The organism is Candidatus Phyllobacterium onerii (assembly GCF_028331445.1).
Lineage (GTDB): Bacteria > Pseudomonadota > Alphaproteobacteria > Rhizobiales > Rhizobiaceae > Phyllobacterium > Phyllobacterium onerii.
The window spans coordinates 262,108-282,462 of record NZ_JAQMHX010000003.1; the positions used below are offsets into that span (position 1 = coordinate 262,108).

At 56.8% G+C, this 20,355-nt stretch carries 20 protein-coding genes; 5 read left to right on the forward strand and 15 right to left on the reverse strand.

Features of this window, described 5'->3' with window-relative positions:
- Positions 1-2 precede the first annotated feature (2 nt).
- Together PHA01_RS09315 and PHA01_RS09320 are read right to left on the reverse strand one after the other, a co-directional pair.
- The gene (locus PHA01_RS09315; RefSeq protein ID WP_271894719.1) at positions 3-1,349 is read right to left on the reverse strand and encodes an acetamidase/formamidase family protein; all 1,347 of its coding nucleotides are present in this window, start codon (positions 1,347-1,349) and stop codon (positions 3-5) included.
- Positions 1,350-1,432: 83 nt separating this feature from the next.
- Positions 1,433-2,089: an FMN-dependent NADH-azoreductase gene (locus PHA01_RS09320; RefSeq protein ID WP_271894720.1), complete on the reverse strand. Its 657-nt coding sequence runs from the start codon at positions 2,087-2,089 to the stop codon at positions 1,433-1,435.
- A gap of 197 nt (positions 2,090-2,286) precedes the next feature.
- Between PHA01_RS09320 and pdxR the strand changes: the two genes are divergently transcribed.
- The 5 genes from pdxR (at position 2,287) to PHA01_RS09345 (ending at position 6,030) form a co-directional block, all read left to right on the forward strand.
- Positions 2,287-3,717 (forward strand): MocR-like pyridoxine biosynthesis transcription factor PdxR, encoded by a 1,431-nt coding sequence (gene pdxR, locus PHA01_RS09325; protein WP_271894721.1) that lies wholly within the window; start codon positions 2,287-2,289, stop codon positions 3,715-3,717.
- Between the two features lie 117 nt (positions 3,718-3,834).
- On the forward strand, positions 3,835-4,332 hold the full coding sequence (locus PHA01_RS09330) for a GNAT family N-acetyltransferase (protein ID WP_271894722.1): 498 nt from the start codon (positions 3,835-3,837) through the stop codon (positions 4,330-4,332).
- A gap of 257 nt (positions 4,333-4,589) precedes the next feature.
- A complete protein-coding gene (locus PHA01_RS09335; protein WP_271894723.1) occupies positions 4,590-5,045 on the forward strand; it encodes a carboxymuconolactone decarboxylase family protein in 456 nt (151 codons plus the stop codon).
- A 176-nt stretch (positions 5,046-5,221) separates the two neighbouring features.
- Positions 5,222-5,542: an SMR family transporter gene (locus tag PHA01_RS09340; RefSeq protein ID WP_271894724.1), complete on the forward strand. Its 321-nt coding sequence runs from the start codon at positions 5,222-5,224 to the stop codon at positions 5,540-5,542.
- 128 nt (positions 5,543-5,670) lie between these two features.
- Positions 5,671-6,030 (forward strand): oxidoreductase, encoded by a 360-nt coding sequence (locus PHA01_RS09345; protein WP_271894725.1) that lies wholly within the window; start codon positions 5,671-5,673, stop codon positions 6,028-6,030.
- 6 nt (positions 6,031-6,036) lie between these two features.
- Here PHA01_RS09345 and lpxC read toward each other — a convergent pair whose 3' ends face one another.
- The 13 genes from lpxC to mraY all read right to left on the reverse strand — a co-directional run bounded on the left by lpxC (position 6,037) and on the right by mraY (position 20,335).
- A complete protein-coding gene (gene lpxC / locus PHA01_RS09350; RefSeq protein ID WP_417020941.1) occupies positions 6,037-7,017 on the reverse strand; it encodes a UDP-3-O-acyl-N-acetylglucosamine deacetylase in 981 nt (326 codons plus the stop codon).
- Positions 7,018-7,257: 240 nt separating this feature from the next.
- On the reverse strand, positions 7,258-8,943 hold the full coding sequence (ftsZ, locus tag PHA01_RS09355; RefSeq protein ID WP_271894726.1) for a cell division protein FtsZ: 1,686 nt from the start codon (positions 8,941-8,943) through the stop codon (positions 7,258-7,260).
- A 139-nt stretch (positions 8,944-9,082) separates the two neighbouring features.
- Entirely contained in the window at positions 9,083-10,405 is a 1,323-nt protein-coding gene (ftsA, locus tag PHA01_RS09360) for a cell division protein FtsA (RefSeq protein ID WP_114428601.1), read from the reverse strand.
- Entirely contained in the window at positions 10,402-11,343 is a 942-nt protein-coding gene (locus PHA01_RS09365) for a cell division protein FtsQ/DivIB (protein ID WP_271894727.1), read from the reverse strand. The genes ftsA and PHA01_RS09365 overlap by 4 nt, the downstream gene beginning before the upstream one ends.
- Positions 11,331-12,257 (reverse strand): D-alanine--D-alanine ligase, encoded by a 927-nt coding sequence (locus tag PHA01_RS09370; RefSeq protein ID WP_271894728.1) that lies wholly within the window; start codon positions 12,255-12,257, stop codon positions 11,331-11,333. Before PHA01_RS09370 ends, PHA01_RS09365 begins: the two co-directional genes overlap by 13 nt.
- A 218-nt stretch (positions 12,258-12,475) precedes the next feature.
- Positions 12,476-12,814 (reverse strand): type II toxin-antitoxin system HicB family antitoxin, encoded by a 339-nt coding sequence (locus PHA01_RS09375; protein WP_262292772.1) that lies wholly within the window; start codon positions 12,812-12,814, stop codon positions 12,476-12,478.
- On the reverse strand, positions 12,811-13,092 hold the full coding sequence (locus PHA01_RS09380) for a type II toxin-antitoxin system HicA family toxin (RefSeq protein WP_271894729.1): 282 nt from the start codon (positions 13,090-13,092) through the stop codon (positions 12,811-12,813). The genes PHA01_RS09375 and PHA01_RS09380 overlap by 4 nt, the downstream gene beginning before the upstream one ends.
- Before the next feature lie 42 nt (positions 13,093-13,134).
- Positions 13,135-14,109: a UDP-N-acetylmuramate dehydrogenase gene (gene murB, locus PHA01_RS09385; RefSeq protein WP_271895070.1), complete on the reverse strand. Its 975-nt coding sequence runs from the start codon at positions 14,107-14,109 to the stop codon at positions 13,135-13,137.
- 46 nt (positions 14,110-14,155) lie between these two features.
- Entirely contained in the window at positions 14,156-15,556 is a 1,401-nt protein-coding gene (gene murC / locus PHA01_RS09390; RefSeq protein WP_271894730.1) for a UDP-N-acetylmuramate--L-alanine ligase, read from the reverse strand.
- Complete coding sequence (gene murG / locus PHA01_RS09395; protein WP_271894731.1) at positions 15,553-16,680, reverse strand: undecaprenyldiphospho-muramoylpentapeptide beta-N-acetylglucosaminyltransferase; 1,128 nt, start codon at positions 16,678-16,680, stop codon at positions 15,553-15,555. Before murG ends, murC begins: the two co-directional genes overlap by 4 nt.
- Before the next feature lie 3 nt (positions 16,681-16,683).
- Positions 16,684-17,841 carry a putative lipid II flippase FtsW gene (ftsW, locus tag PHA01_RS09400; RefSeq protein WP_271894732.1) on the reverse strand — a complete coding sequence of 386 codons (1,158 nt, stop codon included), beginning with the start codon at positions 17,839-17,841 and terminating at the stop codon, positions 16,684-16,686.
- Positions 17,841-19,244, reverse strand: a complete 1,404-nt coding sequence (gene murD / locus PHA01_RS09405; protein ID WP_271894733.1) for a UDP-N-acetylmuramoyl-L-alanine--D-glutamate ligase — start codon at positions 19,242-19,244, stop codon at positions 17,841-17,843. The genes ftsW and murD overlap by 1 nt, the downstream gene beginning before the upstream one ends.
- Positions 19,245-19,252: 8 nt before the next feature.
- Entirely contained in the window at positions 19,253-20,335 is a 1,083-nt protein-coding gene (gene mraY / locus PHA01_RS09410; protein WP_271894734.1) for a phospho-N-acetylmuramoyl-pentapeptide-transferase, read from the reverse strand.
- Positions 20,336-20,355: the final 20 nt, after the last annotated feature.

Sequence of the window (20,355 nt, forward strand, 5' to 3'; positions counted from 1 at the left end):
CCTCATTGCTCCTTGAACACGTCGCGATTGAGGATCGCCGTAACACCCATGTTCGGCACATCGACGACCTGCGCTATATTAAGATCGACGGCCACACTGGTCAGCACGTAAGCCTGTTCGGGAGTTAGCCCTTTCGTCTTGACCAGAAAATCAATCATGTTGAGCGTGGCATTGCGTGCTGCGAGGGTTAAATCCTCCGAGAGATTGGCAAGTGGCGCAATCTTTTCGCCGCCAAGATAGGTGGCAAACACCGGCAACTCACCTTCGGGCTTAAGCGACAGCCCGGAGATCGCGTAGAAACTCGATGGAGCGAGGTCCTTGAGCTGCGAGCCGCCTTCGAAATGCACAGTCGAAAGCAGCGAAGCGCCGCCCTTGGTCACTTTGGCCTTGAGTGTTACCCTGCCCCCCATCTCGATCGCGGTGCCAGCGACCTCGCCGCCGCCCATAGCGAAATGAACGTCGCCGGCAAAGAGTCCGCAGCCATCGATGAAGCAGGGGAAGTGCAGCGTGGTGCCAACGACAGTTTCCTTGGAGTCAATATTGCCGCCATTCTCGCGCGGCGGGACGGTCCGCACGCACTCATCCTTGTTTGTGCCATCGACGCCGCAGAGATCAGCCGGCAGGGCATCGACCGGTTGCGGTGTCAAGACGGCCCCGCCTGCATCTGCCAGCGCCTTCTCCCGCTTCAGCCATTTGTCGAGCTCGGGCTTGTCAGGGAGTACGCCCACGGTGCCCATGAACGCATTCATCGGGACCGAAATTCCCGGCATGTCCTTCGAATGCGCTTCAAGGCGATTCAGCTCCCAGTGAACGATGTACGGTTCGGTAAATACATCCCGTAAGAAACCGAAGCCCGGCACGATCGTGGTCGTACCGAAATCATCCGGCGCGATGTCCATTACCGTCACCTCGATGGAGTCGCCTTTCTTGGCTCCCTCAATATAGACAGGGCCGGTCAGCGGATGGCAACGGTCGAGGTCTACGGCCGCGACGTCTTCGGGCGTCGACAGGAAATTCAGGTCAGAATCAAGCCCGTCGCGGGTTTCAAGTATGAATGTCTGGCCGGGCTGTACATGGGCAACAGGCTTCACCGCGTAATGAATGCGGTTGAAGCAGTTCGGATCATCTTTGCAATGTTCGCCTGACTTTGCCACGACCACCGGCGCCGGACCTTTGACGTCGCTAGTATCGGCGAATGCGCCGCTGCCATTGCCCATAAAAAACAGAGCGGCCATAGGCATGGCCCAAACAAAGTTGGATTTCATTGGAGGTCGGCGCTGAAGCCGCACTTCTCCGAAATTCTTGTCACCTGCAGGCGAAGTCTTTGCGTAGTGTGTATGATTATTCATCACTAAAATCCTTGTATTGTATTGTGAGATCCGCGTTTCGTTAAGAGAACGATGAGCCTTCACAAAGTTGGATTATTTGACGTCTACCGGGCGTTCGCTGGCACACTCCGATCGACCTGCTGAGCGCGGGGATAAAACGAAGAGAAATACTCTTGCAGCGCCTGGTCTGTCCTGGTTCTGGTTTCCGCTACGGCATCCGGACCTGAACCTGTCCCTTGAACGGAGAAGAAAGTCAGATCATGCAGTCCGACCATGCCCAGAATGGCTTTTAGATACGGGGTTAGAAAATCCGGTTGACGCGCGCGCTCCCCAGAAAATCGTCCGCCCGAGGCTATGGCGACAAAAACGGGACGGTCGCGCAGCGTGCCTACTTTTCCTTCCGCGGTCATACTGAATGTCCGGCGCGCTCGAACGATATGGTCGATCCAAACCTTCAGGGTGGCGGGTACCGTCAAATTGTGCATGGGCGTGCTGATCACCACAACGTCCGAGCTCTCCAGTTCCAGAATGAGCTCTTCAGACCGGGCCATCGAAGCTTCCTGGGATACGTCCGCGGAGGATCCTTGAGAAATAGCGTAGTCTTCATCGACGGGCGGTATGGTGCCGCCACCGATCACTCGATTTACCAGGATAGCCGTGGGCTCCTTCTGAAGCATGAAGCCGATGATTTTCTGGGAGAGCCGATAGCTCTCGGCGGCTTGCCCGCGAGGGCTGCAACTAACATGCAAGATTTTCATCATCTATCCATTTCCGAGTTCTGCTAGGTTTTTGCCGCTCACGCCCGAACTCTGCACGACAGATTTGAAGCACGAATGGAGCATTCATCCTACAAACCCAGTGGCCAGCACCAAAGGTCCATGAATGGAAATTAGAACTGAACCATGAGTGTGCACTATGGTACAGTGGCTTTTAACTCATCTGGAAAATTGACTGGCCCATGACCCACGCGAAGACCAGCACCATCTCGCCGTTGGATCCAGCGGCCGCCGCACCTTTCTACCGACAGATCTACGATCGGTTTCGCACCGCCATCGCCAGCGGATTGTTGAAGCCGGGTGACCGGATACCCTCGGCACGGGCGCTGACCAAAGAATTGGGTTTGGCAAGAGGGACTATTGAGGCAGCATATTCCTTGTTGGCCGCTGAGGGGTACATTGAAGCTCGCGGCCAGGCGGGGACCATTGTGACACCAGGCCTCAAACCGCAAACGCCTATTCCAAGCCCGATGCCCCCGTCCAATAGCGGCATTGCTGCCGTTAGTTTTCGTCCGGATTCCATTCTGCCGTTTCAAATGGGCCTGCCTGCCTTGGATGCGTTTCCTCGAAAGATCTGGGCGCGGTTGGGTGCGCGGTGTGTGCGTGCCATGCAGCCATCTGACATGGTCCACCCCTCAGTATACGGCTTGCAGGTACTACGCGCCGAGATCGCCGCATATCTCCAAATTTCGCGTGGTATTGCCTGCTCGCCATCTCAGGTATTCGTGACATCGGGATACCGTCATACCATTGAGTTGATTGTTCACGCGTTGTTGAAGGCAGGAGATCGCGTCTGGCTTGAAAACCCCGGATACCCGCCCACACGAGAAATCCTGGGACATATGACTATTGCAGCCATCCAGGTGCCAGTAGATCGGGAGGGCGTGGTCATTTCCGAAGGAGTTAAAGCGGCGCCACGCGCGCGCGCGGCTGTGGTCACGCCTGCACACCAAAGTCCGCTGTGCGTGTCTTTATCCCTACCCCGGCGTTTGGCGCTATTAGATTGGGCCGCGCGAAATAGAGCATGGGTCATTGAAGACGATTACGACGGAGAGTATCGATATGTTAGTCGTCCCCTGCCCGCATTGAAGAGCTTGGATCGTGATGGGCGGGTCCTTTATTCAGGCACCTTCAGCAAGGTGCTTTTTCCGGGCATTCGGCTTGCCTATCTTGTTGTGCCGGAAACGGAAATCGAGCGGTTTGAGCAAATCAGCCAAGCTTTGGCAGGGGGCAGCCCCCAGCTTACTCAAGCCATGGTCGCTGCCTTCATAACGGAAGGCCATTTCGCGCGCCATATCCAGCGAATGCGCAAGCTTTATGCCGAGCGTCGGGAAGTGACAGCAGCGGGCCTGGAAAGCGTGCTCGGGAAGCACATGCGAATTGATTCCCAACCGGGGGGAATGCACCTCATCTTGCGATTGCAGGCCCATCAGTCAGATCGCCTGCTTTCTGCGCGCATGCGAGAAGACGGCCTGTACGCCGAAGCATTAACGGATTGGACGATGGCTGACGATGGAGCATCGGCCTTGCTTCTCAATTTCACGAATATTGTCTCTCAACGCGTGGCCGAAAATCTCGGGAAACGCATCTTGAAGCTGATTGAGGGGCAGTAGCCGGTATAAAGACAGGCCCCCCTCATGCCATAGCACCCAAGATGGATCATGGACCTTCTAAGGCAGATCAAGACGCAGCACGATAGAGTCCTTCGACCGTAAATTTAAGGATTCGTCATGACCATGGGCCAGTATGTTGAGGTTAGAAGTATCGAGCAGCTCACAGATATCAGTGCGTGTCACGCCGTTTTGATGGAGTTACGCCCACACTTGACAGATACCGATTCGTTCGTTCGACAAGTTATGCGTCAACGTGAACAGGGATTTCGTTTGTCAGCAGCGTGGTGTGACGGTCGAATTGAAGGGGTCATCGGTTATCGCTTGCAGGAAAATCTGTTGTATGGGCGATTCGTCTATGTTGACGACCTGGTGGTACATCAAAAGTATCGAAATGATGGCATTGGAGTAAAACTACTTTCTGTAGCGCGCGCATATGCACGAGAATTAAGCTGCGGACATTTGGTCCTAGATACGGGTTTGCACAAAGCACTGGCTCAGCGTTTCTATTTTCGCCAGGGACTGCTCGCTCATAGCATGGGTTTTTCCGAGACACTCTTTAACGAAAATACTGCGGTGTCGGCCGAGGACGTAAGTGCTGTGCAGCTAACGTATTAAGCGATTTAATTGCCATGGCATTGACCCCTGTGGTCGGGTTTCCCTCAAGATTTGGTGCAATCAGCACCAGTCGTATCCGTTCTGCCGATCCTCTGTGCAGCTCTGACGCTCTGCCTCCGCACATTCCCTTGGTAGGGGCAGTGGAGCTGAGAACTGAGAGGATTATGGCCCAGTACTGATGACGGATCATGGACCTTCTAACATAGACCAAGATGCAGCACGATGAATTCTTGATCTAGCAAACATAAGGATTCGTCATGAGTAATCGCATCGACTATGCCAAAGCTTCACCTGAAGGTTACAAGGCTTTCGGAGGGGTTTACGTCACAATTCAAAAAAGTGGCCTCCCGAAACAACTGATCGACCTTGTGTACCTTCGAGTTTCGCAAATAAATGGCTGCGCATATTGCATCGACATGCATTCGCGCGACCTTCTCAAAAATGGCCTGACGGTAGACAAGCTCGTATTGGTACCGGTATGGCGCGATGCGGGTGACGTATTCAGTACCCGCGAACGCAGCGCGCTTGCCTGGGCGGAAACCGTAACGCGCGTGGCCGAAACCGGCATTCCCGATTCTGACTATGAAGCGGCCGCTGCCGAATTCGGCGATAAAGAACTTGCTGATCTAACATATGCGATCGGCTTGATGAACGCCTTCAACCGGTTCGGAATTGGCTTCCGGTCGACACCCGCTGCTGCTGGCAAAGCTTGAATACCCCATGGGCGGGAGCTTGACCCATAGAAATCTCCAATGGTCAGTTCTCACCTCTTCAAGGAATGGCTGGTTTGAAAGCTATCCCAGGGATTGAACCCGAGGTGGTTCGGTTGCCTGATAATAGAACCCTCGACCGGCCACAACGCTGGCGAAATCAACGAACGGATCCGACTATGGCATGGGTACTACTTAGTATCGCGGGAATCATCGAAATCGCATTCGCCTTCTGCATGAAGTGGTCTGACGGTTTCACGCGATTGATACCAGCACTGCTTACCGTCGCCACCGGCCTGTCGAGTGTCTTTCTTCTGTCGCTCTCGCTCCGCACGCTGCCAGTTGGAACCGGCTACGCCGTCTGGACCGGAATTGGCGCGGCGGGCACCGCCATTATGGGAATTGCCGTGCTGGGAGATTCAGCCGAACCGTTGAGGATACTCTGCATTCTTCTCATTTTGGCAGGCGTTATCGGACTCAAGCTGGTTTCGGGAAACTAAAGATGAGCGGCACCGGCGGACGACACGTCCATTATAACGTGAAAACGGTATACCGGTTTCACGTTCCAGCGCGCCAATCCCTGTTCGTCTACCTCCCAATATCTCTGTCAACAACATGGAGTTAGCATATGACTACCGATCCTTTGTTTACCGCCACGCACCTCGGCGCCCTGTCCCTGAAGCACCGTATGGCGCCCCTGACCCGACTGCGCTCGCGGCAGCCGGGCGATGTTCCCAACGCACGGAACGCTGAATACTATGGGCAGCGGGCGAGCGACGGCGGTTTGATCATCTCCGAACCGACCGACATTTCGCCGACAGCGCGTGGCTACCCTGGCGCGCCTGGTGTCTACTCCGGTCAGCAGATCACTGGTTGGCAGTTGGTGACCAGCGTTCTTCATCGATCGCAAGCGCAATCAGATCCGGCAACCGCACGCCTTGCATCGATAATGCTGCAAGCGGTGCACAATGCGATACCAGCATACTGAGAGGTTTCAGATCGCCCAGGGCGCGAAGACGGGAGCGTTGACGGCGACAAGCGATGCGCCGCGCGATTGGCCGCGTTTACCAGCCATTTCGACGATCTCGAACGCCGTATGATCGGACAGGAGCGCGCGGAGCGCCGCAGCATTCAGCCGGTGCCCGCCGCGATACGAGCGGAAGCAGCCAATGAACGGCGCGCCAGCGAGGGCAAGATCGCCGATGGCGTCCAGTGCCTTGTGACGGACAAACTCATCCTTGTAGCGAAGGCCACCCGGATTGATGACGGAGTGATCATCGCCGATGACCAGCGAATTATCGAGTGATGAACCCAGCGCCAGGCCCGCAGCCCAGAGCTTTTCCACGTCGCGCATGAAACCGAAGGTGCGAGCCCGTGAAATTTCCGTGCGGAAAACCGTCTCATCCATATCGGCGGCAAATTTCTGCCGGCCGATGACCGGCGTCTCAAAATCGATTTCGACCTCATAACGCGTTCCATCATAAGGACGGAACTCGGCCCAGGATGCCCCGGCCTCGATGCGCGATGTCTTGAGGATACGGATGAAACGGCGCTTCGCCGCTTGCCGCACAAAACCGGCCTGCTCGAACGCGTCGAGGAACACCGATGATGTTCCGTCGAGAATTGGCACTTCCGGGCCATTGATCTCGATGACCATGTTGTCGATGCCCGAACCGGCGATGGCTGCCATGACGTGCTCGACTGTGCTGATTGTCACCCCTGCCCTATTGGCAAGCGTGGTCGACAGGTCGGTCGTCCCGACTTCAGATACAAGCGCCTTGATCTCGTGGCTGGTGCCACTTCCGTCGAGCCTGTGGAACACGATGCCCGTATCGGGATCGGCTGGCACGAAGGCAATCGTCACCGGCGCACCGCTGTGCACGCCAGCTCCTGAAAGCGTTGTTCGCTCGGCAATCGTTGTCTGGTAGTCGCGCAATTGAAACCTCGTGCCCATGTACCGCGCCGGATCGTCCATCAGGTTTTCGACATTAACTTGCGGCGCTGCACGCTTCTGGAATCAGCATCGCTCATCGTTATTTTGCGGCGCAAGATACAGTCGACATCCCATGAAGCAAAATCACGGTTTCGCGACGTTTGTAACGAAACCACTACGCCATCAGCTAAGTCGTTTCTTTGGCCTTTCAATGGCTTGAAAGAAAAATTCCGCCATTGAGGCAATGGCGGAATTCATATCCTTTAACAATCCGTGATCAGATCAGTTGGCCTGACGGCGAAGGAAAGCCGGGATTTCAAGCTGATCGTCTTCGGAAGCCTGGCGCGCCTGTGGCTGAACGCGGCCCTGCTCGTCGAGCTGTCCACGGCGTGGCGCATAGATCGACGCGTCTTGCGAAAGCGGCCGGCGCTGTTCGACCGGACGCATTGCGGGTTCACGCGGCTGCGCTGGTTCTAGCCGGGCGGTGTCGTCTTCGCGGCGGGTCAAACCGGCAGTGAGGCGCTTAAGAAGACCCATCGGCCCACGGTCTTCCTGGCTGTCATAGGAAGGCTCACGATTGTTCTCACGGCTTCCCATCTCGCGGGCGTTGAGTTCTGCCTGAACCACAGGCGGGAAGTCAGCGACATTCGGCATGCGCGGGGCAGCCGGCTGCGGTGCCGGTGCCGCCTGCATCTGTGGCTGCGGGGCAGGCTGATGCACTGGAGCCTGGGGCGTGGCAGCGAAGGGAGCATCAAAGACTTCCGGCGCCGGAGCCTGGAAAATGCGGCTCTGTGGACGGAATTCCTCGGCGGGCTGTGGAGCACGCTGCACCACCTCCTGCTCCGCAGCGCGGATCGCATCGGCTACAGGGTCCGCTACCCGTGCGGCCGGCTGCTGAACAACCGGACGTGCATTTGTACTTGCGGCGGCCTGCTGCGCTGGCTTGGCAATGGGCTTCAGAGGCTGGCGAAATTCGATCGGCGCGGGCGCCGACTCTCCAATCTGCTTATCGATGCCAGTTGCCACGACAGAAACGCGGATGATGCCTTCAAGGCTTTCGTCGAAGGTAGCGCCGAGGATGATATTGGCATCCTGGTCAACTTCCTCACGGATACGAGTTGCAGCCTCATCGACTTCAAAGAGCGTCATGTCGCGACCACCGGTGATCGAAATCAGCAGACCCTTGGCGCCACGCATGGAGGTTTCATCGAGCAGCGGATTGGCAATGGCAGCTTCCGCGGCAGCCATCGCGCGGCCATCGCCAGATGCTTCACCGGTCCCCATCATCGCCTTGCCCATCTCGCGCATGACCGAACGAACGTCGGCAAAGTCGAGATTGATCAGGCCTTCCTTCACCATCAGATCGGTGATGCAGGCAACACCGGAGTAGAGAACCTGATCGGCCATCGCAAAGGCATCGGCAAAGGTCGTCTTGTCATTGGCAATGCGGAAGAGGTTCTGGTTCGGAATGACGATGAGCGTATCGACGTTCTTCTGCAGATCAGCAATGCCCATATCGGCGGTGCGCATGCGGCGCTGACCTTCGAAATGGAAGGGCTTGGTGACGACGCCAACAGTCAAAATACCCTTTTCGCGCGCCGCCCGGGCTACGACTGGTGCGGCGCCGGTACCGGTGCCGCCACCCATGCCGGCAGTGACGAAGCACATGTGCGTGCCCTGGAGATGATCGTTGATCTCGTCGATGCATTCTTCGGCTGCTGCGCGGCCGACTTCCGGCTGCGAGCCTGCTCCAAGGCCTTCGGTCACGGCGGCACCAAGCTGAACCAGACGTTCAGCCTTCGACTGCGACAGCGCCTGTGCGTCGGTATTGGCCACAACGAATTCAACACCGCGCAAACCGGCATTGATCATGTTATTGACCGCGTTGCCACCACCACCGCCAACACCGAATACGGTGATCCGTGGCTTAAGCTCGGTAATGTCCGGCTTTTGCAGATTGATACTCATTTGTTTCGTTCCTTTTCGTCTCTACCGCCTCGCCGCTGCGGTGTTTTTTTGGGTTTCCCCGCCTGCCCATTCTACGAATGGGCTGTTTCAACTCGCTACTGCGACCTTTACGCGTCCCGAAGGACGCGCGGCGCAGTAGTCAAAAACTCTCTTTCAGCCATTGGCCGATACGCTGAAAACGCCCACCTGTGCCTGTCATCAAGGAAGATGAACCAGCCTTTACAGAACGCTCTTCAATTCCTGCCACTTGCGGATAAATCAGAAGACCAACCGCTGCAGAGAAAGCCGGACCCTTGGCAGCCTCGGGAAGCCCCGTGACACCAAGAGGACGGCCAATACGCACATTGCGAGCCAGAATGCGGCGTGCCGCCTCCGGCAATCCCGCCAACTGACTGGCGCCGCCCGTAAGCACCACGCGCTTGCCGACAATCTGGCCGTAGCCGGACTGGTTGAGGCGGTCACGCGCGAGTTCCAGCGTTTCCTCGACTCGGGCACGTATGATGCGGGTCAGAACCGCGCGTGGATATTGATTGGGAACATCGCGTGCATCGTTGCCGAGCGGCGAGACACTGATCATGTCCCGGTCATCGGCAGCACTTGGCAGGGCGGAACCGTGCATGACCTTCAGACGCTCCGCGTCGTCCATATGGGCGGAAAGGCCGCGCGCAACATCCATGGTCACATGATTGCCGCCAATGGCAATGGCATCTGCGTGGATGAATTTGCCTTCGGAGAACACGGAAATCGTTGTTGTGCCGCCACCCATGTCGATGCAGGCCGCGCCCATCTCGGCCTCATCATCGACGAGTGCTGAAAGACCACTGGCATAGGGCGTTGCGATCATCGCCTCGACAGACAAATGACAGCGATTGACGCAGAGCTCAAGATTGCGCAGCGGCGCTGCGTCGGCGGTCAGGACATGCATTTCGACGCCTAGCGTATCACCGATCATGCCAAGCGGATCACGAATGCCGCGTTCACCATCGAGCCCGTAGGCGATCGGTAGCGAATGCACGAGATGACGTTCAGCGGCGAGCGCCTGCTTGGCACCGGCTGCAAGCACCCGGCGGATGTCCGACTGATCAACCTCATGGCCGCCGAGATTGATGCTGGCGGAAAAGCTCTCACTCTTCAGGCGGCCCGCCGAAATATTGACGATCATCGAGTCGACCGTGAGACCCGCCATACGCTCCGCGGCATCGACGGCAAGACGGATCGCCTGCTCGGCTGCATCCAGATTGACGATGACGCCTGACTTGATGCCGCGCGACTTCTGGTGGCCAATTCCCAAAACTTCGATGCGATGTGTACGGCCTGGCAGATGCGCGCTTTCCTCACGCGGACGCAAACGCGCGATGATGCAGCAGACCTTGCTCGAACCGATGTCCAGAACTGTCAACGAGCGCGTCCGCTTGGCGGATGGCGCTCCTGTCGATGAACCTTTTCCGTTCAGAATACTCATGCACGCTTCTCCGAACGCTTGGGCGCCTTGTCACGGGCCTTCAAATACTCAACACGCTGTACCATTGCTTCCGGCGTCAGCCTGACAACCACGCGGTCCGTCAGGCGCATATCGACCGATGCAATATCGCGAGACAGAAGCCCCGCCTTGCTGTCCATATTGGCCAAATCAGTCAGGGCTTGGTCGATGCGGGATTCCGGGAGCATCAGGCTCACGCCGTTCTTCAGCACCAGATCCCAACGGCGATCTCCGACCCGCTGATAGGCCTTTACCTCGGCGGCGATTTGCGGGAAGGCAGCCATCTGCGTCAGGAGAAGCTTTGCCTGTTTGTCAGCACCGGCGCCTATGACAACCGGCAATGAAGCACTGCGACCGCCACTGAAAGGTACGATCATGCGGCCATCGGCATCGATCACCGAAAGCTGGTCGCCATTCTGCCACACCGCCAAGGCGGTGCGCTCGTGGATCGAAATCTGGATCGTGTTCGGATAGACCTTAAACACATCGACGGATTCGACCCAAGGCAATCCAGCTACAGCCTTTTGAGCATCAGCAGCACTCAAGCCGACCAGCGATGTCTCGCCATCAAGACCAAGAGCGCCGAGAACGTCGATTTCAGACGTTTCCTTGTTGCCGACGACCTTCACATCTTCAATGGCGAAGCCGAACGTCGAGGTTGTAACTTTGACCACTTCGGGCGCATGACCGCCAAGGATCGCGCCGTAAGCACCAGTCAAAGCCAGAAAAGCCAGGGCACCGAATGTCCCAACATGGTTCGGAATGGTGACTTCGCCTTCGATCGTGCGCGCAAGAACGCGAACGGGCTTGCGCAGGATTTTTGGCAGGACGATCCGGAAACGGCCAAATGCCGCCGACCTGCCCGAAGACACCGGCACAGCACCCCGCGGGTGCACATTTTTGCCCTTCAACGCAAACACGATGCGTCCTCCACCATCCAACTCAACAATTCACCGAAGGTATGCCCCGCAGCTTTGGCGATATCAGGCACGAGAGAGGTGGGAGTCATGCCTGGCTGGGTGTTGACTTCCAGCCAGATCAGCTCGCCATCTTCGGAAAAACGGTCGTCGTAACGGAAGTCCGACCGGCTAATCCCTTTACATCCAATTGCCTGATGCGCCTTGAGTGCCAGTGTTTGTATTTTTTGGTAAATTTTTAGTGAAATTTTAGCGGGAACCTCATGATTTGATCCGCCTGCAACATATTTTGAATCATAATCATAGAACTGGTGTCCAACCGGGATGATTTCACATACGCCAATGGCTACATCACCCATGACGGCACAGGTCAATTCGCGCCCATATATGTAGCGTTCGACCATAACGCTATCGCCATACTTCCACTCTGCAGAGGTGATGATCTGCGGCGGATGCGACTGATCCTCCTTGACGATGACGACACCAAAACTGGAACCCTCACTTACGGGCTTCACGACGTAAGGCGGCTTCATCGGATGCCTTGAGGTAAAGTCCAGGCGGTTCATGGTCTTGGCTTCAGCCACGGGAATACCAGCCGCTTTGGCGACGATCTTCGCCTGCTCCTTGTTCATCGCGAGAGCAGATGCGAGCACGCCTGAATGCGTGTAGGGAATTTCGAGATATTCCAGAATGCCCTGGATGGTGCCATCTTCGCCGAACGGCCCATGCAACGCATTGAAGGCGACATCAGGCTTGAGTTCTTGCAACACACTGGCGATATCGCGAGTAACGTCGACGCGGGTTACGGTATAGCCCTCGGCCTCCAAAGCATCGGCGCATGAATTGCCGGATGACAGCGACACCGGACGCTCCGATGAAAAGCCACCCATCAGCACCGCAACATGCTTTTTCGCCATGAAGGCAACCCCTCGAACACTTCCCCATCAAAGCTGAAAACAGACATGAGTCCGCGTACATCCGGCGGCCGGGACCGCAGATACCCGAGACTGGCAAAACCAGCCGACTCAAATCAGTTAACGCTTGTCCCTAAAGAATCAGAGAGTTGATTCGCTGACAAGTCCCCAATGATTCAACAATGGAAATTCAGGTAAAAAAATATGTCAGGAGGGGCAGATCATGCGGCGCGAGCAGCTGCCTCGATCGCGTCGGCTACCCATTCATTGAGACTTTTGTTTTCTGCAGCAGCTGCCAAGACGGCAGCTTCGTGAACTTCCGCAGCAAGGCGTACATTGAAACGACCAGAGAATTCTCGAAATGGAGGAATGCCTTTCTCAGCACACATCTCAAGAAAAACCTTGAGCGACTTACGACCCTCGACAATCAGATCATCGACGCTCCTCGCGTAAAAATCGGCCCCACCGGACAATCCGAGAAATTCTCCACGGATCATGCCGATTTCCGGATCAAGCGAAACGACCGCTTTGTGACCGTCGATATCAATCACATTTTTCATGGCTCCACTCCATGGCTTTCCAGCCATTTTCTGATGCTCGCAATTGCACCCTTGTCTGTATCCGGCGACGGATGCGGGCGGTGAAACCCTCGAACTTCGCCAAATGAAACGACACCGACACGCGAGCCTTCTCTTTCGCTGACTTCAGCACCGAGACCGACAAACAATGCTTCCACATCTACCCAGCGAACTGAACCACTGACTGGACGAGCGAAAATCTGCACCAAGGTAATATGGTGTTTACGCTTCATAAATTGAGTACCATTTTTCAGTACCATTCACAAGCAATGAACTATTTGAAAAAAGCTATTTGATCCACATCAAAGCAGCTGGCCCATGAATTCGTGGACTTCATGACCCGGGCGGAAAAGCCCAAGGCGCTTTATTTCCCAATGCAGGCGAATACCCGAATTCTGCACGACCCGCGAACGGATGGTTTCGCCAAGCGTCTCGAGGTCATGCCCCGAAGCAGTGCCGGTGTTGATCATGAAATTGCAATGCATCGGTGACATCTGAGCGCCACCGATCATCAGTCCGCGCCCGCCGGCTTTGTCGATCTCTTTCCAGGCAGAGGAGCCTTCAGGGTTCTTGAACGTCGAACCGCCAGTCTTTTCCCGGATGGGTTGCACCGTTTCACGGTGCTGCTGGACGGCATCCATCGCTGTCTGGATTTCCCCGCGATCACCCGGAACGCCCTCGAATAGCGCCGAAGTGAAGATCAGATCATTTGCCGCGCCAGAATGACGATAGGCGTAGCCCATGTCGGCGTTTGAAAGAATTCGAACCTCGCCCTTGCGATCAAGGGCACGCACTTCCATCACACGTTCACGCGTTTCAACGCCGTTCGCACCGGCATTCATGCGCAGAGCGCCGCCGATCCCGCCAGGGATACCGTGATAGAAATGAAACCCGGCGATGCCCGCCTCCAAAGCCGCAGCAGCCACACGCTTGTCTGGCGTAGCAGTGCCCGCGCGCAACTGCGTATCGCCTACAAGCTCAACCTCGCCGAAGCCTTTGGCCGACAGGCGGACGACGAAACCCGGAATACCACCGTCGCGCACCAGGAGATTGGAACCGATGCCGACGACGAGGATCGGATATTCTGGCGGGACAGCTTTGAGGAATGCTGACAAATCGTCCTCGTCCGCAGGCTGGAACATGACTTCGGCAGGACCACCGGCGCGAAACCACGTAACCTTTTCCATGCCCATATTGGGTGTCAGCCGTCCGCGCAGACCAGAGAACCGATCTCCCAGCTTTTTCAGCAGAGCCTCGCCATCAATAAGTGGAGACATCATATCCTTCCCGTCCGAACCACCCCTGTCGGAACAACCGCCAAATCTAGAGCGCTGCGAGTTCCTTTGGCAAGGCATAGGCCCATTGGGTAATGTTGCCCGCCCCAAGAAAGATTACGAAATCATCCGGCTTGGCGATCTCTGCGATCAATGGAGCCACCTCTTGCGGTCCCGCGATATAGCGCGCGTCACGGTGTGCGGCGGTCTTGATACGCGAAACCAGCGCCTCTGAGGTCACGCCCGGAATCGGATCTTCGCCAGCCGCATAAACAGGCGCCAGGACAACCGTATCGGCATCGTTGAAGCAAGCTGCAAACTCATCGAACAGGCTGGCTAGACGCGTGAAGCGATGCGGCTGCACGATGGCGATCACGCGGCCCTTTGCGGAATCCCGCGCCGCCCGCAATACCGCTTTGATCTCGACTGGGTGGTGGCCATAATCATCGAATATCTCGACACCCTTCCATGAACCGGTATGGGTGAAGCGGCGCTTGACCCCGCCGAAGGATGACAAGCCCTTCTTGATATCCTCGGGCGAGATGCCAAGCTCATGCGCTACGGCAATCGCCGCTGTGGCGTTGGAAACATTGTGCCTGCCCGGCATCGGCAGGCGCAGTCCTGTAATCTCGGTGATCTCACCTGTCTTGCGCTTGGCGATATGAACATCGAAACGCGAGGCAGCGCCGTCAACGACGAGATTGACGAAACGAACATCCGCTTGCGGATTCTCCCCATAGGTGATGACCCTGCGGTCCTCGATCCGCGACACCAGCGACTGTACTTCCGGATGGTCCAGGCACATTACACCGAAACCGTAGAACGGCACGTTTTCAACGAATTGCCGGAAAGCCTCGCGAACCCTGTCGAACGTTCCGTAATGGTCGAGATGCTCGGGATCGATGTTGGTGACAACCGCCACATCAGCGGGAAGCTTCAGGAAGGTGCCGTCGCTCTCGTCTGCCTCGACGACCATCCAGTCGCCCTCGCCCATGCGTGCGTTGGTACCATAGGCGTTGATGATACCGCCATTGATAACCGTCGGATCGAGATTGCCCGCATCGAGCAAGGTAGCCACCATGGAGGTGGTCGTCGTCTTGCCATGGGTGCCGCCGATAGCGACGGCCTTGCGGAAACGCATCAGTTCGGCCAACATTTCGGCGCGGCGGACGACCGGGAGCAGCTTCTCTCGGGCCGCGATGAGTTCAGGATTGGATTTCTTGATAGCGGTCGAGACGACGACGACTTCAGCATCGCCAATGTTCTCAGCCTTGTGGCCTACATAGATATCGATGCCCTTTTCGCGCAGACGCTGCACATTGGCGCTGTCGGCCTGATCGGAGCCTTGAACCTTGTAGCCAAGGTTATGTAATACTTCGGCAATACCACTCATGCCGATACCGCCGATACCGATGAAATGAACGAGGCCGATATTGAGCGGCATCTTCATGGACGCACTCCTTTTTTGAAATCTTCAATCCGTTGACCGGACGCAATAGCTTCTGCAAGGTCCGCAAGCAACCTTGTGGCTTGAGGTTTGCCGGTTGTGCGGGCTTTTTCCGCAATAAATGCCAGACGGGTCGGTTCACTCATCGCACTTGTCAGGATGGACGCAATGCGCTCCGGGGAAAGCTCGGACTGTTTGATAACGTCCGCTCCACCTGCAGCCTGGAGCGCCGCTGCGTTCGCCGCCTGATCATGATCAAGGGCGTGCGGGAAGGGCACAAGAATAGCTGGCCTGCCGATGGCAGCTATCTCGGAAACCGTGGACGCACCTGAACGGGAGAGAACGAAATGGGATTCGGCGATGCGGTGCGGCATATCGAGAAAGAATGGCGCAACCTCTGCCTTGATGCCGAGCGATTCGTAAGCGGAGCGGACATATGACTCGTCTTCAGAGCGCGCCTGCTGCGTCACGACAAGACGTGCGCGATCTTCCGGCGCCAGCAGCTTGATGGCAGCAGGCACGGCAGTAGAAAAGTATTGGGCGCCCTGACTGCCGCCAAAAACCAGAAAATGGAAGGGCTGGTGCGCTTGCGAGGCTTTATAAGGCTTCCCGACTTCTGCCAAGACTGCCGGGCGCACTGGATTTCCGGTGGCGATTGTCTTTTGTGCAAATGGTCCACCGGTATCGGTCAAAAAGCCGCCAGCAATTGCATTGACACGGGCAGCCAGTGCCTTGTTGGCACGTCCCATCACTGCATTCTGCTCGTGGATGAGTGTCGGTATTTTCATGCCGCTCGCCGCATAGAGCGGTGGCAGTGTTGGATAGCCGCCAAATCCGGCAACCAGCTTTGGCCGAAATGTCCGGAAAAACTTGCGGGAATCGAGATTGCCGAGCCAAAGGGTCCAGAAGGTCTTTGCCAAGGCAACCGGATTGCGCCCGGCAATAGTGGCGGATCTGACGACATGTATCTGCTCGGCTGGAAAAGCGCCCGTGAAGCGTTGTGCACGTTCGTCGGTCGCCAGATGGATATCCCACCCGCGCTCTATCAATTCATGTGCAAGCGCTTCAGCCGGGAAAAGATGCCCGCCAGTTCCCCCGGCAGCGAGAAAAATGACCCCCTTGGACATCGATCAGGTGCTACCTAACATCGAATGCATTTTCGAATTTGCCAATGTTGCGGAACGCCGTGCCTCGGGGCGGCGGCGTGTCAGCGCAAGCAAAAGCCCTGTCGAAATTGCCACCGCGATCAGTGATGAACCCCCGTAGGAGATGAATGGCAGCGTCATGCCCTTCGCGGGCATCAGGTGCAGATTGACCGACATATTGATGATCGACTGGAACCCGAACAGGATCACCAGACCCGATACGGCAAGGCGGGTGAAATCATCGCGTTCTTTCAGGGCGATCGACAGACCGCGGATAACGATAAACGCAAAGATCAGCACGATCAGCAGGCAGAGGGCAATGCCATATTCTTCAGCAGTCACCGAAAATATGAAGTCGGTGTGGCTGTCGGGAATGATACGCTTGATGGTGCCCTCGCCCGGACCCTGACCGAACCAGCCACCCCGGACAATTGCCTCACGCCCGGCATCGACCTGGAAAGTATCGCCCTCGCCGGTCAGAAACCGGTCGATACGGCCGGCAACGTGCGGAAAGACCGTGTAGGCACCGAAGAACCCGCCAATTGCCAGGACACCGAGGAGAATAATCCAGAACCATGGAACACCGGCCATGAAGAACATCGCGCCCCAGGTAACGGCGGTCAGGATGGTTTGGCCAAGATCGGGTTGTGCAACCAGCAATGCTGCAACCACGGCAAACAACACCATAGCGAAGAAGTTACCGGGAATGTCCTTGCGGCGTTCGTTTTCGGCAAACAGCCACGCACAGATGATGACGAAGGCCGGCTTCATGAATTCGGACGGCTGAATTGATACGCCGGCAAGTGAGACCCAACGCCTGGCACCCTTGACCTCAATACCGAAGAACAGGGCGCCGACCATAGCCACGAGGGAAATACCGAGCATGATCATGGCAAAGCGCCGGATTGTCTTTGGCGCCATGAAGGAGACTGCGAACATCACCATGACCGCCGGCACCATGAACAGCGCCTGCCGCTTGACGAAGTGAAAGCTGTCGAGGCCGATACGCTCGGCTACCGCGGGGCTCGCGGCGAAGGATAGCAAAATGCCCAGCCCCATCAGAGCCAGACAGGCGGCGAGGAGAAACCGATCGATTGTCCACCACCAATCGGCAACGGGACCACGGTCAACACGACTAACCATTAGCTTCTAGCTCCCATGATTGGTGCAGCGCCCTCAAGCGCAAGGACGGCGGAGCGGAATGCGTCGCCGCGCTTTTCAAAGTTCTGAAATTGGTCGAAACTGGCACAGGCCGGCGACAGCAGCACCACGGGTTCACTCGAACCGTCCTTGGCGGCATCACGCGCGGCATGATCTACGGCTGCGCCGATTGTGCCGGATATCTCGAATGGTGCGGCGTCGCCTAGCGTTGCCGCAAATTGCGGCGCCGCCTCACCAATCAGATATGCCTTGGCTATGCGTGGAAAAAAGCCGGACAGCGAAGCGATCCCGCCTTCCTTTGGCAAGCCTCCAGCGATCCAGTAAATCCGCGGAAACGATGACAAAGCCGGCGCAGCGGCTTCCGCATTTGTAGCCTTGGAATCGTTGACGAACAAGGTCTTGCCAAGCCGCGCGACCTGCTCCATGCGGTGAGCGAGACCAGGAAAGGTTTTCAGCCCCGCATTGATTTCTTCTGCCGTGAGACCGACCGCGCGGCAGGCAGCGAAGGCCGCAAGTGCATTTTGTGCGTTGTGTTCGCCGCGCAGCGACCCGATGCCCGCGAGCGATGCAACAACTGTTTCATCGCCCTTTCTGGCAAAGACCAGTTCGGGGCCGTTGGCAAAATACCCATCGCGAATGGCTAAGCGTTTTGAAATGCGAATGACGGATTTGCCTGTCCGCTCCAGCCGGTCGGCGATTGCGGCTGAAAAGCTGTCATCCACGCCGACGATTGCGATTTCACTACCGGCGACCAGACGTTCCTTGATCTCGGCATAGTGCTGCATCGTGCCATGACGGTCGAGGTGGTCCGGCGTCAGATTGAGCAGGATACCTGCGGTCGGATTGAGCGAAGGCGCGAGATCGATCTGATAGGAAGAGCATTCGACAACATAAACGCGTGCATCTGTCGGCGGCTCCAGGGTCATGACTGCCGTGCCGATGTTGCCGCCAAGCTGCATGTCACGACCAGAACTCTTGATGATATGAGCGATCAGCGCAGTTGTGGTCGATTTGCCGTTGGTACCGGTAATCGCAATGAAAGGGCTGTGTTTGTGGGCCAGGTTGCGCTCGCGCACGAAAAGCTCGATATCGCCGATGATCTCGACGTCTGCTGCCCTTGCGAGATCCACCGTCCAGTGTGGTCGGGGGTGAGTGAGCGGCACGCCGGGCGACAAAACAAATGACGAGAACTGCTTCCAATCGACCTGACGAAGATCGGCTGTATCGATTCCCGCGCTTTGCGCGCGTGCCACACTCTCCGGATTATCGTCCCAGGCTACAACCTTGGCTCCGCCCGCGATGATCGCCTGCGCCGTCGCAATGCCCGAACCGCCGAGTCCGAAGAGCGCGACGGTCTTGTCCTTCATGGAGTGGGCAGCGATCATGCAAGAACCTATCTCAGCTTAAGTGTGGAGAGGCCGATCAGTGCGAGGATCACGGCAATGATCCAGAAGCGGATCACGACCTGGCTCTCCGTCCAGCCCTTCTTCTCGAAATGGTGGTGAATAGGCGCCATCAGGAAGACGCGCTTGCCCGTCATCTTGAACGATGCCACCTGGATGATAACCGACATCGCCTCCATGACGAACACGCCGCCGATAATAGCGAGGACGATCTCATGTTTTGTGGCGACTGCAACCGCGCCGATGAGACCGCCGAGGGCAAGCGACCCGGTGTCGCCCATGAAAATGGCGGCAGGGGGCGCATTGAACCACAGAAAACCAAGTCCAGCGCCGATAACCGATCCGAGTACGACGGCCAGCTCACCCGTGCCTGGCGTGAAGTGAATCTGCAGATAATCGGCAAAAATCGCATTACCTGCGAGATAGGCGATGACGCCGAACGAAGCGGCCGCGATCATCACCGGAACTGTCGCCAGACCATCCAGACCGTCGGTGAAATTCACCGCGTTGCCGGCGCCGACCATGACGAACGCAGCAAAGGGAATGAAGAATATGCCGAGATTAAGGATGAGTTCCTTGGCAAACGGGAACGTCAGCGAGGACGAGAATGGCTCCTGCCCTGCCCGCATGATGGCAAGGCCGGCTACGGCAGCGACAAGGAATTCGATGCCGAGACGTGCACGCGCCGAAAAGCCCTTGAACGACTGTTTACTGACCTTGAGATAGTCATCGTAAAAGCCGATCGCTCCGAAGAACAATGCGACCAACAGAACGATCCAGACATAGACGTTCGACCAATTTGCCCAAAGCAGCGAAGAAAGGACAATGCCGGTCATAATCATCAGGCCGCCCATTGTCGGCGTTCCGGCTTTTTTGAAATGGGTCTGCGGACCATCGGCGCGGATAGGCTGGCCGCGTCCCTGCCGAATGCGCAGCGAGTCGATAATGCGCGGGCCAAACAGGAAAACAATCAGCGCAGATGTGATCAGCGCCCCGCCGGTTCTGAACGTGATATAGCGGAACACGTTTAGAAACTGGATATGTTCCGCCAGACCGGCGAGGTAGTACAACATGTGTTAATTCCCCGTACACG